Raw genomic sequence first — 16,077 nt, 5'->3', positions numbered from 1 at the left:
TAACCTGTTTTTCCGTACAAAAGCGATTTATGCTACTGATTCCAGCAAGTAATTGATCAATTCGCTGACCGAGCTCATTTTGTCATAATCAATGTCATCGAAATCCACTTCCAGATCGAATTCATCTTCCAGTTTTAGGAAGAAGTTGATCATTTGTAAGGAGTCCAGACCAATATCATGAATAAGACTCAGGTCATCAGTCAGTGTTTCGGTGGTCACTTCGAATTTCAGTTCCACCAATATGTTAGCGAGGGTAGCGCGTACTTCCTCGATTGCTTTACTTTTTACAGCTTCCATGTTTCTATGATTTCAGTAATGATTTTTTATACCCCGTTGAGGTACAGGATGATACACTTGGAACAGATCGGAGTGAGTCCCTGATTGATGACTTCTCTTACCTGATTGTATTTTTCACCTTTCCAGATTTCGACCAATCCCTGTTCCTTGATGTTGCCGGCCCTGAATTCAGGAAAACTCTGACATACGGTGATGTCACCACTGGCCAATACGTCCAGACGAGTAGAGGTACCTAAACATTGAGTTTTGTTCTGTGCAGGCATTTTTCCACCTAGTACATAATCTTCTAACTCATGTGGCTGTACGCTTGGCTGCAGACGAATGCGAATGTCCCAGGTTTTCTCACACAGTTTTTGAAATCCTTCTTGTAAAGCAGGAATGCTCTCAGGACTCAGGTGCCAGGTATATTGGTGCCAGCTTGGCTTGGTGCCTTCGTACTTCAAATCGATGAATGGTAGCTTTTCTGCAAAGAATTCATCCATTTCATTGGCTGTTTGGGGAGAAATGTACCAGGGAATGCCGAAGTATAGGGTATTGATCCGCAGGTCTTCGGCCATTTCAGCAAATTCCTTCATGCGAGGGATCAATTCATCACTCAGTACGCAATGCATGGAAACAAGTCCTTTGTATTCTCCGGCATCTTGCAGATCGCGGAGCAACTCAATGTTTCTCATGGTTCGCTCAAAGGTTTTCTTTCCTCTGATCTTGTTGTGTTCTTCGGCTAAACCATCCACACTGATGTCCAATACCAGATTTTCGGAGATGGGCAGCAAAGTTTCCATTTGCTTTTCGATCAACAATCCATTAGTACAAACGACTGTCCATCGGGGATGCTCTTGTAGTAGTCGTGAATACTCATCCCACGCGGAATGGTATAGCGGCTCCGTACCCCACATGAAAATGTTGGAATGTGCCGGATCAGTTTCAATCAAGATCTTTTCAAAGTATTCTGGTTCTAACTCTACTTGTGAAAGGTCGCGTGGCAGGTCTTTGTACCTTCCCTGGTCATTCCATAGGAAACAGGTTTTGCACCTCAGGTTACAAGCCCGGTTTATTTGCATACCAATATCGTCAGGTAAGTCCAGCGAAAATCGAGGGTCTGTTTTCCTTCCCCGCTTGGCCTTAGCACGGAATTTGATGTTCCGTCTGACTCTCCCGTACGATTCTACGTCGAACTTCACGTTGGTTCTTGGTTCTGTGATAATCATAGAATTTATGTTTGATCAAGCATTATTGGACATGGATCCCGTTGGTCTGCAAGGCAGTGATTAACCGGGAAATGTCTGTATTAAGTGTGTTTTCTTTTGGGTCGTGGTGCCAGAGATAGAGCCGGGCACGATAGGGCTTTTCAGTATCCAGTTTTGCGTTGGCTCGCAGGGTATTTGCCGATAGGACCATGAATCCTTTTGGGGATTCCAGAGAGAAAGCGAGGCTGAGCTCTTTTAATAATTCATGTATGGTGTTATATAGGTCTTGTTGCCCAGACGGGACCATGAGACTTAGATAGAATAACGTTCCATTGCCACCTTTGTCTTTGAATCGTTCATTGAGTTGATGACTCAATAAGCCCATGGACTGTCGGGCGTTGATTTCAATAATTGGCGCGATTTTATGGTCCTTGAGGATCATGGAATCAATGCATACTGGTCCATAGTAGCCTTCATGATATAGTGTAAGCAGCGCATCATTGATGATCGATAGATAGTCAGATTGCTGGATCAATGATTCCCATTTCGATGCTAGCGGCCTGATCTGACTAAAAGCGAAACCTTCATTGATCATTTCCTGAAATCCTAGAAAATTTCGAGTGCCGTCTTCATCAATGTGCCAGTGGGATGAGAAATCAATGATTTTGTCCATGAATGGCTCGATGATCAGCTCGACCCGTCGACCCTTATTCTCTTGTTTGTTAAACTGACGGCCGATCTGGTTCAGCGTCTTTTCAGAATCAAGGATAAGATTGCCATTACCTGCGACACCATAAGATTCCTTTAAAACCAGCCGATTATGGTTCTTGAGTAATTTATTGCCTTCTACTTCCAGGTCCTTGCTGGATCGGATCACCTGACCTTCATAGTTTGGCAGGAGCGATTTTGATAGCATGGTAGAATAAGCTTTACTGTTGACTTTAGCCACTAAATCATGATCCGGTAGATGAGAGTCAGCATCCAGTTTTTGGCTGAGTGTTCCGATACTCTGAGTGATGGAGTAGGGGTGAATTCGGTCAATTTCCTTAGGAACGAGATTCAAATTCAATGTCAACGCCTCGGATATGCATTGGAATCCTTTGTGTCCATTGATGGAGGGGGTGATGACCGGTTGTATGTTCGAATGAAATGTAATGCCCAGTTGTTCGAGATAAGATTTGTGGGTCTCCTCGAACCCAAACCTGGTCAGCAAATAATCCTGATTCGAAGCACTCAAGGCCAGCAGGTCGTCCATGGCATAAATGAGGTTTCTGCTTTGTGGATCAATGATGGAAGGGAAGCCAGCCATATTTGGAGGTTTCCAAAAATATTCCGCATTGAAGGTGCCGAGATGTAGGTGGGTAAGATTCAAAGGCAAAAAGTTTTTTGCCGAACGTTGATTAAATCAACCATTTGAGCAAGGCTTCTGATAATGAAGAGTAGAATATTTCCAAACCTAGTTTTTGATGAGATGGAACCTTGCATCAAATGATCAATGTTTTACATTACCTGATAATGGCCCAGGTAATCCTTAACCTGATTCATCGCCTGACAAATAACACATCTCGTGTTGGGTGATGAAATGTTCAAATGAGTATTGATTTGAGGAGATTTTGTGTTTGGCTCCTCTTCCGATTTTTGTAGCAAGAGCTTTGTCATCGATTAACCTGGTGATCTTTGTACTAAGCATCTTGGCAGATTGCTGTTCGACCAATAGGGCCGTGTCACCGTCAATGAAGAGATCTTCATGACCTAGATCCGTGGCAACAATGGGTTTGGCAAAATGCATGGCCTCCAGGTAACTATAAGGAAGGCCTTCCCATAGGGAGGTGCTAACAATCAGGTTGCAGACAGCATAGACTTCTTCAATTCTTTCTACATGACCCAGTAGCTTGAAGTGTTCACACAGGTTGAGCTCCACGATTTTTAAAAAAAGCTGATCCCTGAGTTCGCCATCACCTGCAATGATAAAAACTACCTCAGGACGGATTTTAATCACATGTTGTGAGGCTTCAATGAGCATTTCCCAGTTTTTTTGAGTGGCGAGTCGTCCTACCGCACCCACTACGTATCGATTATTCAGGCCCCACTTTGTTTTGGATTTTTGGACATCAACCAGGAACTTGTAATCGTCGAAGTTGATCGAATTGTTGATGTTGATCAGCTTTTGTGGTGGACAGGTCTTTTCTTTCAATGCCCAGCTTCGTTCGTTGTAGGAGACAATGATCTTGTGAGTGATCCTTGCCAGGCACCTTTCAATGAGAATAAATAGCTTTCTCACCCGACTTGAAGACTGGAAATAAAAGCAGTGTGGCGTGTAAAGGATCTTAGGGCTTTTTGCCAACCAGGCCGCGATCCTGAAAACGGCTCCTGCTTTAGAGCTATGAGCATGCACCACATCGTACTTGTGCGCTTTGATGTGGTAGTATACGTCACGAATCGCTTTTAGGTCTTTCCAGGGTTTGATCTGCTTGGACATATGGATCAAGTGCACATGAACACCCTGGTCTCTTAATTTTTTGATTTCTCCAGTAAGGTTATTTCCTCGGGAATTGGACAGTATGACAGTCAATTCAAACTGATTCTTATCCAGGTTACTTGCCAGATAGACGACATGTTTCAATGAACCTCCTTCGGTTGCTTCCAGTCCGATGAGTATTCGTGTTTTCATGATGCCATGGTCGAATGAAGGATGGTTTTGATTTGATGATTGCTCTGTCTCAAATCAAACTTTTCTTCCAGTTGTAGTCTTGCAGCATTTCTTAACTTCATGTAGAGCATCTGATCAGAGGAAAGTGTCGCTACATGTTGTACTATTCCGTTGACATCTCCACTGCTGAATAGCATTCCGGTTTCCCGGTGTGCAATGATTTCTGGAATCCCTGAAATATCGCTTGCTATTACGGGTAGTCCAACTGCCATGGCTTCCAGAATTACATTTGGGATACCGTCCATGTCTTTGTTGTGGGCTTTTACCGAAGGACAGACCAATAGATCATGTGACTGATAGTAATTGAGTAACTCATGGTGAGGTGTGTAGCCAGCGAAATGAAGGTGTTCTGAAATGGCCAATTTCCGTGATTGAGCTTTTAATTCTTGTTCAAGTGGACCGGAGCCTACAACCGTACATTGGATTGATTTTCCTGATTGGGTCAACTTTTTGATTGATTCGAGGAGTAGAGAGATTCCTTTTTTCTCAACCAGGCGTCCAACATATAAAAGTTTAATTACCTCCTGATTTTGCTTCTTTATTTTCTGAAAAGGCCATTTTTCAAGTGAAATTCCATGATAGATGCAATGGATATGCTCACTATGAGGTGCGATTTTTTTTAGAAAAGCTCGACCAAATTGAGTGCAGGTAAATACGAATTTTGCCCGAGTCAGATACAATTGAAGCTTTTGGGAGTCGTTGGTGTACAAGTCCTGCGCATGTGCGGTGAAACTAAAAGGTATACCCATGCTTTTCGATAAATACTGTGCCACCTCCGTTGGAAGAAATGCGAAATGTGCATGGATATGGGCAATGTTTTGATCCTGGAATTTCTTCTGAGCTATTTTGCTGATTGCTTCGACTTTCAGCTGGCTTAGAAAAGGCTTGAGGCCTTTTGAATTTCCTTTTTCAATTATCCTATTCCGGCTAAAAGAGAGCTTTACCATGTAGAGCAGAAGAACCCAAAAGTTGACATAGGTTACTGGCAATTGTGTCAGGGACTTATTTGAAGTTTCTTTTCGCATCGCGATGATTGCCAGATCAACTCCCAAGTCATACAATCCAGCTATTTCATTCGCAATGAAATGTTCTGATTTCGAAGGGAATTTTTCAAGAACAAAGAGGATCATGAATTACCTCAGGAATAAGATACGACAGGGAATCGCAAATGGGTCAATTTAAGAACACCATAGTAAATGATGCATGCTGATAAGAATACTGACCCTAAGTTGATGGCCTGAGCAAAGAATCCATGTCCGGTAATTACATGCCATTGATATTGTTGCATGCCGATCATTACAATGCCTGCTACGGCACTGGCGATCATGGATTTCACAAACGTATTTTTCAGTTGATGCAAAGCAATGACCCCTTTCCATTGCAGGATCAACAAAAGGGTGATGTTTTTGACGGTTTTCTGTATGATGAATGCCAGAGGAATCGCGATGTATCCCAAAGGTCCGATCAAGACAATGGTCAGGGTAATGTTCAATAAGACACAAGCAATACCAGTGACAATGGGAGTTTTCATGTCTGCGTTGCCGTAGTAAAAGATAACCAGGATGGTCTCAATCGCCAGGAAGATCAGCCCAATGGCATAGATGGCCATGGGTTTAGAGGTCAATTGGGTAGAACTGCTATCGAATGCACCTCGCTCGAAAATCAACCGAATGACGGATTCGTTATTGATGACGAAGAAGAAGCTCAATGGGATAAAAACAATGATGATCCATTTGATACTTCCGATCAATAATTCGCGTTGTTTCTCCAATTCTCCCTTTTTAGACATTTCAGCGAAATAGGGGAATACAACGATGCTCAGAATGTAGGGGAAGAGAAGAACCGGCATCTCTATGATCTTCTTGGCAAAACTTAGCGCAGAGATGGTTCCTTCCATCAGTTTTGAAGCAAATACATTGTCGATGATCCCGCTTGCTTGTGAGAACAAAACACCAATGACCAGGGGCCAGGTGAGTAGCCACATCGATCCGGCATGTTTCGTTTTCCACCCGAAATGCTTAGGCCGCATTTCTTTGAAGATGATCTTAAGGTGCAGAACAAGTTTACCAATAGCTCCCAGGAGCATGCCAATGCCAATACCTATAATGCCCAGGAATTTGAAAGATATTAACAAAGCAAGAATAATGGCTCCCTTGAAGATGAATTCACCAGACGCAGGAGTGACAAATCTCTTCAATCCATTCAAAGCGATATTCGTGAGAACAGACAAGTTGAGGAAGACCGTAGCCGGAATCGCTACTTTAAGTAAACTGGCGGCCATGGTCACTTTTTCATCATCAAATCCCGGAGCAAGGAACCTGATTGTAGCCTGATCAAATACCATGATAAAGGCACTGATGGCAATGGATATCGTGATGATCAGAAGTCCGATAAAGGTGAAGAGTTCCCATGCTTGTCGATGTTTTCCTTTGGTTTTAAGTTCAAGGAATACATTGAGAAAGCCTGGTTCTACAATTTCTCTGAATAGAATATAAAGGCTTAATACCAGGGTGATCACGACAGTGTAGACGTCAACCATGGCGGAAGTTCCCCACAGATAAGCCAATAGTAATTTTTCTCCATACCCAAGCAACTTGATGCCCAAGGTAATGAGCAGAAGACCGGCAGTGGATGCGATGATCTTTCTTTTAAGTAATTGTCGAATCTTCTCTATCATGCGAAAACAGCGTTTTCCAACACTTCATTATAGACTGTCAGGGTCTTTTCAGCTGTTTTTGCCCATTGATATTGCTTTACCCATTCCTGAGCATCAATGAGCCTTTCTTGTTTGGATTGCGTCAATTGTTCAAAAAGACCTATTGATATTTCATGCACGTCAAGCGGATTTACCTGTCGGGCAAATCCACCCGTAACTTCCGGTAATGCGCCTCGATCTGATATTAAAACAGGTGTACCACAAGCCATGGCCTCAATGGCAGGCAAGCCAAAGCCCTCATACAAAGAAGGAAAGGCGAAAACTGAAGCTTGGTGGTAGAGCGCTGGAAGGTCTTTTTGAGGGACATAGTCCAATAATCGGACTCGGGATTGAATTTTCAATCGTTCGATCGTTTTGAAGATATCCATATACTTCCAACCTTTTTGGCCAGCCATGACGAGTTGAAAGCTTTCATCTAATTGTGGTAACAGGTGATGAAATGCTTCAATCAACCGAGATAAGTTCTTTTTCGGTTCCAGATTACCCACGAACAGGAAATAACTAGTTGGTAGATCATACTTCTTGCGTACTCTTGCAAGGTCTTCTTGAAATGGTCGGCGTTTAAACGCAGGATCCACCCCTAATTGAGTCACCATAATTCGCTCCTTAGGAATATGGGCGTGTCTCATGATGTCTTGCCTAACTTGCTCTGAAACAGCTAATACGCGGTTGCTTTTCTCTATGGAGTGCCTGAGCATAAGCCCATAATATAAGGCGGTTTCGTCCTTACAGAGTTCAGGAAAATCCAGTGCTATGGTATCGTGAACCGTCAAAACGGAAGGTCCCTGCCAAAACAATGGTAGTATGTAGTTTGTAGCATGGTAGAGACCATACTCACCAGACCTGAAGTCACGGTTCATCCTGATCTGCTCATACCAAACACGATTCAACCTCGGCAATGTTTTCGGGAATAGGTTGCTTGTGGTCGTTCGATCGATGGGCTGTAAGGAGTCGATTTGCAAGTCCGAATTCTCCATATGACGAAGCAAATGTTCTGTGTACCGATGTACACCACTGAAATTGCCCCTTAAATGCATCGCATTAATCAATACCTTTTTAGCGCGCATGGACGGATTTTAGAAGTTGATTGACTTGATGAATATGGAAGTCCATATCGGTGAATCGTTGCGCACGTTTGTGGGCTTCACGGCCCATGATCAGTCTTTTTGCCGGTGACTCATAAAGCTCAAGAATAGCTTTTCGAGATTGGAAAAGTGCCAATTCCTGATCAACTAATAGGCCACTTTTTCCTTGTTCAATGATTTCAGGTATGCCCCCGGATCTTAGTGCGATCACTGCTTTTCTGGCATGCATGGCTTCCACGATCACCCGGCCAAAAGGTTCGTCCTGGGCCAGATGGACTAGCACATCGATCTTTTTGAGAAGGAGACCGACTTGTTCCACATGACCAAGAAATTGGACGTTTTTCAGGGATTCGGCCTGTTGGATAACCTGATTACGGTAAGATTGATTAGCGTTCGATTGATCATCACCAATGATCAGGAATTTGATTTGGTCATTGGATTTGAATGTTTCCGCCAACTTTAAAAAGGCTAACTGACCTTTCCAGGGAGCAAGTTGCCCTATCGTAGCAATGATCAATTGCCCAGGCTGTTTTTTTGCAAAAGGGTCCTTTATTGGGGAAATGTTTGTTTGCTTCACGCATGGGTGAATTACTTGCGCTGACTCCTTATGATCAAGCTGATCTTGAATGTGACCGGAAATTGTGATGATCTGATCGGATATAAATAGCATCTTTTTTTGCCAGACTGCACTTAAATTATCCCGTAAACACACGATCAGTTTTAGTCGGATCAGTACTTTGGTCAATAGGGTAAATAAGTAAGTTTTAAATGTGTTGGCGAATACAATGCTTACACCGTGTTTTTTGGCAATGAGAAAGATGTGGATGGAACAATAGATCCAATTGGCCACAAATTGTAATAGGAGTAGGGGATTGTAGGTTTTAACAAACCACGCAAATGGAAGGCGGTAAACCTCGTTAACCTTTTGAATTTCAGGACTTAATCTCGTATTTGTATGAACAATAAGTACATGGCTGACTGCACTTGACCCAGATAGGTAAGTGAACAAGCTTTTTTCAGCGCCACCATCAAATGGGGCGGTACTCACAAACAAATATTTTCTATTCAAAGGCAAATGATCTTGGGTCAGAATAAGGTGCAGGACGGAAATAGATTGATGATCAGGATGTGTAATTTCTGTCTATTGCAACTGACTTATCATAAGGTTTACTGATGGGTTAAAAAAGTAAGAATTGGGGGAAAAAATGCATGGCTCCGCCGAGCGGATTCACATGGTCCTTTTTGGTGTTAGATGTCGGCGATGTATGCGCTATCCTAAGCGGTGGATTAACGTCATTTCAAGTAAATGTAATGATAAATGTTAATTAACACTAGCAGTTATATAAAAAAATAATAAGACTAAACCCTTACTATTAACGTTTTTTTTCTGGTTCAACGAGAAAACCACCCCTTCAGTTTGATTTTGTTTTTCATTAAGAACATGGCACATCATTATGTGGATTGGATTGGAGCTATCTCAATGACATGAAAAGCATGTTTCTGATCAGGGACCCACAGCACATTATTACATCCTACATCAAGATCATTGAAGAGCCGATATTGCCAGATATTGGACTCAAAGAAGAGTTTGAGGTTACCTCCCGAAAGATGGGAAATAATCAGTGCTCTTGAAACAGAATTGCTTTCTTAAACTTGGAATAAATCATTATTTAGAAAGTGCTGCCTTCAAATCTTTCAAAATGGATGGGACAACTCACATTCATGCTCTGGTGTAGACTAAGTATTGATGGGTTGGAAATACTCAAACGGATATTTCAATGATCTTACAAAACGTAATCCGTCTTTTAAATAGGATTTTAGCAGCTAATTTTTTGATCGTCAACGGATAAATCAGCTATTTCTTTTTTGAGCGACAACAATCTGAGACAGGCAATTACCTCGTAAATGGATGTAGACAGAGGCCAGTAAAATGATCCAGCAAGTGGGAGAAAAGGTGTTGATCTACGCTTGTGAGAACAGAAATATAACCTGACTAACGCTACCGAAAATGAAACTATACATTATTGATGACGATGATTTAATCCATTCGCTCTACCGGCTACATTTCAAGCAGTTGGTACACGGTTTTGAGGCGGAATCATTTTACAATGGACTGGAGGCCATCCGAACTTTTGAAGAACGATCAACCGATGGATTGGAAATGCCAGATATCGTACTGTTGGACATTAATATGCCAGTTATGGGCGGGAAAGAATTTTTGGATCAATTTGAATTAGTCGCTCCCTCATTGAAAAAAATTCCATCAATATTCATTCTGTCGTCGTGCTTATTGGAAGATGAATTAATGAAAAGAAGAAAGTATGTTGTTGATGTTTTTACGAAGCCGCTAACGAAAGAGATCGTGCAAAGGATGATTGTCAATCAGATTGAATATGAATAAAGTCTATCAATTTTTTGGTCAATCCTTTAGCCCTGAGTTTGAAGACTGGCATAAAAGGAAGGTGCTCATCCATACACTGGTGCTGTCTCTTCTTTTCCTTTTGGTAACGAGTCTTTCTTTTTTTCTGATTGACTTCAAAATAGCAAGTGCTATGGGATTTTTTGGAGCACTTGGAACCGTTCATGTTGCTTTTCATCTAAAACGCAGACATTCGTTGCTGGGGTCAGTCAATCTATTGGCCATGTATGCCAATATCATGTTTTTGGTAGAAGTGATCTTTAGCGGAGGTATATCATCCCCAGCTCTGTATTGGTTGATGTGTTCTCCATTTTTTTCGTTGATCTTTTCTGATTACGAGGTAAACCGGAACAGTGCTTTATGGATTGCCCTGGTATTTTTTGAATTTATCGTCTTATTCATATGTGATGCGGAACTAATAAACTTGTTGAAATGGTATCCGCTGGATTGGCACGAAACGCTGGTTTTGGTGTTTGCGGTTACTTTTATGTCTTACTGTTCGGGGATCATCCTCATGGATGTGAAATTTAGGAAGGATGTCCCTGTGGATTCTGCTAAACAAAGTCAGGCGGATGCCAGATTTCCTTTAGAAATCACCTCTTTCGATATCCTATCCCTTTCCCGGGAATCATTGAGGCTTCATCGCAGGATGATCTGGATAACCATCATACTGGTTCCCATATTTCCTGATGCTTTCTTCTTTGATAATAATGAATGGAGACAATTATTTTCAATCCGAATTGGATTGATCTTGTATTTTATCGTAGCACTCTATTCGAATTTTACAGGTAAACTTTCTGGGAATGCGCTTGCTTATTTATGCCTGGTACCGCTTGTGATCTTCCTTTCATATGTTTCTTCTATGGTACCGGTCGATCATGTGTTGATGTACAATATCAACTACTCAGCGGTATTTATCATTTCGTCCTTTTTTCTACTTTGGCATTGGGGCCATTCGCTGGCACTTGGCACCATTGCGCTGGTTTCTTATGTGTTTTTTGCTTTCAATTCAGGACGATTATCTCTCGGGCTATTTGTAGAAGATGGCGCTTTCTTGCTTTTTTCCATCGCATTTGCAGGTATCTGGTTATCAAGATTTAGATATCAATACTTTTTGAAAGAAAATGCCCTCAGAAGGGAGTTGGAGTCCAACAACAAGAAACTGTCCAGTCAAAACAATGAACTTAAACTTTTGAATAATCAATTAAAGAGGTCCGAAGAAAAGCAGAAACAGTCTTCTCTTATCAAAGACAAGCTATTTTCAATCATTTCCCATGACCTCAGGTCGCCCATCGGAACGGTTACAGGTTTCATTCGGATCCTGAATGACGATTCAATAGATCTGGATCATGAGAAAATGAAAGGAATTCTGGGCAGGCTTGAGACCTCTCTAAAGAATGTCGAACTACTCATCGATAATTTGTTGAGTTGGGCGAGATCTCAAATGGGTATTCTGACCCTGAGAATCGAATGCTTTGACTTGAAAGAAGTATCAAGAAGATGCGTGGATCTATTCGGAGAGGATTTAAAAAGGAAAAACCTGAAAATTCAGGTGAAAGAAAATACGTATTCAAAAGTTTACGCTGATATGAGCACGATTGAATTCGTAATCAGAAACCTGCTCGCTAATGCCATAAAATTTAGTAACCCTGGTGGTGCGATCTCTATTGAATTCGAAGGAAAAGAAGGTTATTTATTTGTTTCAATTATTGATCAGGGCGTAGGGATGAGCGAGGAGGAGGTAGAGAGTCTTCTTGACCCAAATACTCACTTCACAAAGCCTGGAACAGATAAGGAAATGGGCACGGGGTTAGGTGTTCAACTTTGCGTTGATTTTGTTAAAAAGAACAAAGGCGAATTTCTCATTTCGTCCGAGGTGGGATCAGGCTCTACCTTCACTTTTAGTATTCCTATCCACAGTTACAAGCAGCCCGATGTTGAATTTACTGGATCGCAATACAACCTTAGTCATAATTGAGGCAAGATGAGTTCAATAGCTGGAATGGTGGGACTTCTGGCAAGACTAAAGCTAAGGACCATTGTGGTTGCAAGGCCTTCTATTTTATCTGCAAATCAAAAATGAGCGGTTAGCAAAACGACGAGAAAACTTTATCCAACCAACTGTAACGATCGAAAATCTATATACCAAAATGAAGTTAAATTATCTGTCATTTTTCATCATCTTTTATCTTTTTACTCAGCCGACCTACGGTCAAACCGGTCACGTGCTAAATGGATCAGGAGCCAGGAGCTTTGGCATGGCTGGAGTAGGGACAGGATATGCTACGAATCCAAGTACAGCACTTACCTGGAGTCCCGCAGCGATTTCCAAATTACCTTCTTCGTTAGAAATTAGTACTTCATTAATCACATTAAGTCCAAGAAATTATGCTGAATTAGATCTGTCACTCCTGGATTCGCGACTTCCATTGGGCTCAATCCTCGCTGGAAATTTGGAGGATGATTCCAAGCCGACTTTCCTTCCGACCCTTTCGTATATCTACAATCCTGATTCCCGCTGGAGTTTCGGTTTGACTGCAGCCGGGATTGGAGGTTTTGGCGTGGACTATCAATCTTCCGAATCCAGTCCTGTTTCTCTTTTGTTCGGCGATGTAAAATCACAATATCGGCTCTTTCAAATTTCACTGACCACCGCATACGAGATCAACGATAAGCTTTCCATTGGTTTTACTCCCACATTTAATTGGGCTTCACTGGAGCTGGCCCCAATCAGTACTGCAGTGCCAATGATTGTAAATGGTCAGGTAGTTTATCCATCCGACGATAAAACCACGTCAATGGGCTATGGATTCCATGCTGGATTGTTCTATGACAATAATGAAGACTTGAGTCTTGGGTTGACTTACAAAAGCCGTCAATACTTTGAGGATTTTGAGTATAGTACTCGAGATGGATTGGGCAACCTGGCAAGGACCCCACTTGATTATCCGATGATCATATCTGTCGGAGGAGCTTACAAAGGATTGAAGGACTTAGTGCTTGCGGTGGAAGCCAGAATGATCAATTTCTCTTCAACACCAGGATTAGGTGGTAGGGGGTTTGGATCGGATCTGGCAGTAAAAGGTTTTGGATGGGATGACGCCTACTTTCTTGGATTTGGGGTAGAATACTTCCTTTCCGAACCTTTTATCATTCGGGGCGGGTATTCTTATAATACCAATCCAGTTGACGAAGAGCTTTCCTTTTTTAGTACTGCGGCTCCTGCATTGGTACAGCATGCAGCTAGTTTGGGCTCGACCTATACCGTGAACGACTTTTTAGAAATTAGCATTGGATACCATCACGGATTTAAAGGAACCGTTGAAGGGCCGATTATTACTCCTTCGCCAGAAGGTGGTCAGTCCATACCTTCTTTGGTCAGGTCATCACTGGCAACTCAAGTGTTATCAATAGATCTCACTATGTTTCTTTAGATATTGGATCATAATTCCATCTGGTTTTGTCAGGAAGTTCGGTTTACGTTTCTTCGCAGCATGATAATCAATGTGATATCAGGTCCACGGAATATTTCGACCGCTCTGATGTACTCTTTTGCACAACATTCCCAGGTCAAAGTCGTCGATGAACCATTCTATGCCTATTACCTACTGGAAACCGGCATGGATCACCCTGGTCGGGAAGAGATCATTGCCAAAATGGAGGGTGATCCCAGGATAATAGTAGAACAAATTCATGAATTACATGAAAAACATGAGGTCGTATTCATTAAGAACATGGCACATCATCATGTGGGTTTGGATTGGAGCTATCTCAATGGCATGAAAAACATGTTTCTGATCAGAGACCCAAAGCACATTATTACCTCCTACATCAAGATCATTGAAGAACCGACATTACCAGATATTGGACTCAAAGAAGAGTTTGAACTATTGGAGCATGTGGTGAAGTATGGAGCGCATGCTCCTGTTGTGATTGAATCAAATCAAACATTGGGTGATCCGGAAGGACAGTTGAGGAAATTATGTTCGAAGCTCGAAATAGAATTTCAGCCAACCATGCTTAAATGGGAGCCTCATCAATTAGAAGAAGATGGCGTCTGGGCGAAATACTGGTACAATAATGTGCACGGGTCTACGGGATTTGCTAAACAACAGGTCAAGGAGCGTAACCTGCCTGCGCAATTTCATGGACTTTATGAAGAATCGCTTTCATATTATGAAAAGTTGCTGGCTTATGTGTGATTGCTATTAAATTTCTGCGTAGAGAAGTGTTTGCTTTTTGATAGCAATTATTAATGCATTCAATCAACTAGGAAATATTCACATTAAGCACTAACATTGCGCTCCTATTGAAAACAAGCAAGTTTTCAGGGCCTATAACTCAGTTGGTTAGAGTAACTGACTCATAATCAGTAAGTCCCAGGTTCGAGCCCTGGTGGGCCCACTTCATAATCAAGGAGTTACGATTTTGTAGCTCCTTTTCTTTTTGCCTTCGGCGTGTTTTCGGCGTGCATTTTTTATTTCTAAGCATCCTTACACTATAGGAATAAATGCCTAAATCTGTCAAGATTTTTCTTGAGATGATAAGCATGTATTAGAAATCAAAAACCTAGTTAATAACCTACTTCAAACATTAAATTTATACTCGTTTTTGACGAGTTTGGGGTCGCATCCCAATTTATGTTTATAAAGTCAATAGATGAGTTTGGGAAAAGTAAATAAACGTTCGAAGAACGCGCAGACTGATGCTTCGTGGCGTCATCATTACATCCCTAAGTTTCTTATCGAAGGCTTTACGAATGCAGATAACAAAGTATTTGTTTACGACAAACTTGAAGATGGTGGGCAAGGGAAAATCAGGAATAAACCTGTTCCTCCTAAGAGCATTTTCTTTGAAAAACATCGTAATACGATGGTATTTGATACAGGTACCTCTTCTGTAATTGAAGATTATACCTACAATAAACTCGACACGTATTACAGCAAGTTCTTTCGGGAATTGAAGTCATATACCGAAGGGAATGAAGAAATCCCTAATGGTCCTCTCTATGGGCTCCATTTATTTGTTATGAATCTCTTCTGGAGGATTCCAGCACAAGATCCAGCCGCTAAAAGGTTAAGTGATGTAATCAATGAAGGTATTGAGGATTCCGGTCTGTTGAAAGCACTTGGCAAACATCAAAAGACTGCCTTTTCTAAACTTACCCTTTCGCAAGCGAGTAAAAACCTAGAAAAGGAACCTCATTACAAAGTTTTCACCTGTGATGATCCGATATTCATCCTTACCGACAATCCAACTGTTTATGAAAGGCGTGCGGAACAGTTTAAAGAGTTGGATGAGCTGAAGTACATCTTCCCCGTTTCATCTCAAATGGTCTTTGTCTATTCGGGATATAATAGAAGTTACCTGAAACTTTCGCCCAAAATAGTCCGCCTATATAATGCCTTGGCTATAGATCAATCGGTTCGTTATACGGTCTCTTTTGATAGAGAAAACTTGGAAAGTAATGTCAAGACTTGGAAAGATTTAAAGGAAAGAAACTTATTAGAAAAGTATAAACAAACTCTATTCTCAATTTAATGCAAAATGCGTGTTTTGGGCGTTACCCTGCGGGTCGGGCTATCACCGCTACATGGTAGCTGGCTCTATCCCTAACGCTCGATCCCACTTGGTAACAGTGTTCCTAATAATCGACTCTTGGA

At 41.7% G+C, this 16,077-nt stretch carries 14 protein-coding genes and 1 tRNA gene; 7 read left to right on the top strand and 8 right to left on the bottom strand.

The genetic code is table 11. The features are described from left to right. Positions 1-27: 27 nt before the first annotated feature. From R8G66_03000 to R8G66_02965, 8 genes are all read right to left on the bottom strand, one after another. The gene (locus R8G66_03000; protein ID MDW3191296.1) at positions 28-297 is read right to left on the bottom strand and encodes a phosphopantetheine-binding protein; all 270 of its coding nucleotides are present in this window, start codon (positions 295-297) and stop codon (positions 28-30) included. Positions 298-323: 26 nt separating this feature from the next. Continuing rightward, the gene (locus R8G66_02995; GenBank protein MDW3191295.1) at positions 324-1,505 is read right to left on the bottom strand and encodes a radical SAM protein; all 1,182 of its coding nucleotides are present in this window, start codon (positions 1,503-1,505) and stop codon (positions 324-326) included. 22 nt (positions 1,506-1,527) lie between these two features. Then, positions 1,528-2,856, bottom strand: coding sequence for a hypothetical protein (locus tag R8G66_02990; protein MDW3191294.1), 1,329 nt, complete (start codon positions 2,854-2,856; stop codon positions 1,528-1,530). A 159-nt stretch (positions 2,857-3,015) separates the two neighbouring features. Next, positions 3,016-4,155 (bottom strand): glycosyltransferase, encoded by a 1,140-nt coding sequence (locus R8G66_02985; GenBank protein MDW3191293.1) that lies wholly within the window; start codon positions 4,153-4,155, stop codon positions 3,016-3,018. Next, positions 4,152-5,324 carry a glycosyltransferase family 4 protein gene (locus R8G66_02980; protein ID MDW3191292.1) on the bottom strand — a complete coding sequence of 391 codons (1,173 nt, stop codon included), beginning with the start codon at positions 5,322-5,324 and terminating at the stop codon, positions 4,152-4,154. Before R8G66_02980 ends, R8G66_02985 begins: the two co-directional genes overlap by 4 nt. A gap of 8 nt (positions 5,325-5,332) precedes the next feature. After that, positions 5,333-6,871 carry a lipid II flippase MurJ gene (locus R8G66_02975; protein ID MDW3191291.1) on the bottom strand — a complete coding sequence of 513 codons (1,539 nt, stop codon included), beginning with the start codon at positions 6,869-6,871 and terminating at the stop codon, positions 5,333-5,335. Continuing rightward, complete coding sequence (locus tag R8G66_02970) at positions 6,868-7,977, bottom strand: glycosyltransferase family 1 protein (GenBank protein MDW3191290.1); 1,110 nt, start codon at positions 7,975-7,977, stop codon at positions 6,868-6,870. Before R8G66_02970 ends, R8G66_02975 begins: the two co-directional genes overlap by 4 nt. Continuing rightward, the gene (locus R8G66_02965) at positions 7,967-9,043 is read right to left on the bottom strand and encodes a glycosyltransferase family 4 protein (protein ID MDW3191289.1); all 1,077 of its coding nucleotides are present in this window, start codon (positions 9,041-9,043) and stop codon (positions 7,967-7,969) included. The genes R8G66_02970 and R8G66_02965 overlap by 11 nt, the downstream gene beginning before the upstream one ends. 437 nt (positions 9,044-9,480) lie before the next feature. Here R8G66_02965 and R8G66_02960 point away from each other — a divergent pair, with 437 nt between their 5' ends. The 7 genes from R8G66_02960 to R8G66_02930 all read left to right on the top strand — a co-directional run bounded on the left by R8G66_02960 (position 9,481) and on the right by R8G66_02930 (position 15,955). Beyond that, complete coding sequence (locus R8G66_02960) at positions 9,481-9,627, top strand: hypothetical protein (GenBank protein ID MDW3191288.1); 147 nt, start codon at positions 9,481-9,483, stop codon at positions 9,625-9,627. Between the two features lie 376 nt (positions 9,628-10,003). Then, the gene (locus tag R8G66_02955) at positions 10,004-10,396 is read left to right on the top strand and encodes a response regulator (GenBank protein ID MDW3191287.1); all 393 of its coding nucleotides are present in this window, start codon (positions 10,004-10,006) and stop codon (positions 10,394-10,396) included. Next, on the top strand, positions 10,389-12,392 hold the full coding sequence (locus R8G66_02950; protein ID MDW3191286.1) for a HAMP domain-containing sensor histidine kinase: 2,004 nt from the start codon (positions 10,389-10,391) through the stop codon (positions 12,390-12,392). Before R8G66_02955 ends, R8G66_02950 begins: the two co-directional genes overlap by 8 nt. Before the next feature lie 172 nt (positions 12,393-12,564). After that, positions 12,565-13,848: an outer membrane protein transport protein gene (locus R8G66_02945; protein MDW3191285.1), complete on the top strand. Its 1,284-nt coding sequence runs from the start codon at positions 12,565-12,567 to the stop codon at positions 13,846-13,848. Positions 13,849-13,908: 60 nt separating this feature from the next. Beyond that, a complete protein-coding gene (locus tag R8G66_02940) occupies positions 13,909-14,616 on the top strand; it encodes a sulfotransferase family protein (GenBank protein ID MDW3191284.1) in 708 nt (235 codons plus the stop codon). Between the two features lie 128 nt (positions 14,617-14,744). After that, positions 14,745-14,818: transfer RNA gene (locus R8G66_02935), tRNA-Ile, on the top strand. A gap of 255 nt (positions 14,819-15,073) precedes the next feature. Continuing rightward, positions 15,074-15,955, top strand: coding sequence for a DUF4238 domain-containing protein (locus R8G66_02930; protein MDW3191283.1), 882 nt, complete (start codon positions 15,074-15,076; stop codon positions 15,953-15,955). Positions 15,956-16,077: the final 122 nt, after the last annotated feature.

This window comes from Cytophagales bacterium (assembly GCA_033344775.1).
Classification (GTDB): Bacteria; Bacteroidota; Bacteroidia; order Cytophagales; family Cyclobacteriaceae; genus JAWPMT01.
The sequence above is the reverse complement of the archived record's forward strand: the minus strand, read 5'-3'. Positions and strand labels throughout refer to the sequence as shown.

Coding starts and splice junctions, on each gene's coding strand:
- R8G66_02940 (MDW3191284.1), top strand. CDS start 13,909: ATGATAATCAATGTGATATCAGGTCCACGGAATATTTCGACCGCTCTG.
- R8G66_02960 (MDW3191288.1), top strand. CDS start 9,481: ATGAAAAGCATGTTTCTGATCAGGGACCCACAGCACATTATTACATCC.
- R8G66_02945 (MDW3191285.1), top strand. CDS start 12,565: ATGAAGTTAAATTATCTGTCATTTTTCATCATCTTTTATCTTTTTACT.
- R8G66_02950 (MDW3191286.1), top strand. CDS start 10,389: ATGAATAAAGTCTATCAATTTTTTGGTCAATCCTTTAGCCCTGAGTTT.
- R8G66_03000 (MDW3191296.1), bottom strand. CDS start 297: ATGGAAGCTGTAAAAAGTAAAGCAATCGAGGAAGTACGCGCTACCCTC.
- R8G66_02955 (MDW3191287.1), top strand. CDS start 10,004: ATGAAACTATACATTATTGATGACGATGATTTAATCCATTCGCTCTAC.
- R8G66_02975 (MDW3191291.1), bottom strand. CDS start 6,871: ATGATAGAGAAGATTCGACAATTACTTAAAAGAAAGATCATCGCATCC.
- R8G66_02930 (MDW3191283.1), top strand. CDS start 15,074: ATGAGTTTGGGAAAAGTAAATAAACGTTCGAAGAACGCGCAGACTGAT.
- R8G66_02970 (MDW3191290.1), bottom strand. CDS start 7,977: ATGCGCGCTAAAAAGGTATTGATTAATGCGATGCATTTAAGGGGCAAT.
- R8G66_02985 (MDW3191293.1), bottom strand. CDS start 4,155: ATGAAAACACGAATACTCATCGGACTGGAAGCAACCGAAGGAGGTTCA.
- R8G66_02980 (MDW3191292.1), bottom strand. CDS start 5,324: ATGATCCTCTTTGTTCTTGAAAAATTCCCTTCGAAATCAGAACATTTC.
- R8G66_02995 (MDW3191295.1), bottom strand. CDS start 1,505: ATGATTATCACAGAACCAAGAACCAACGTGAAGTTCGACGTAGAATCG.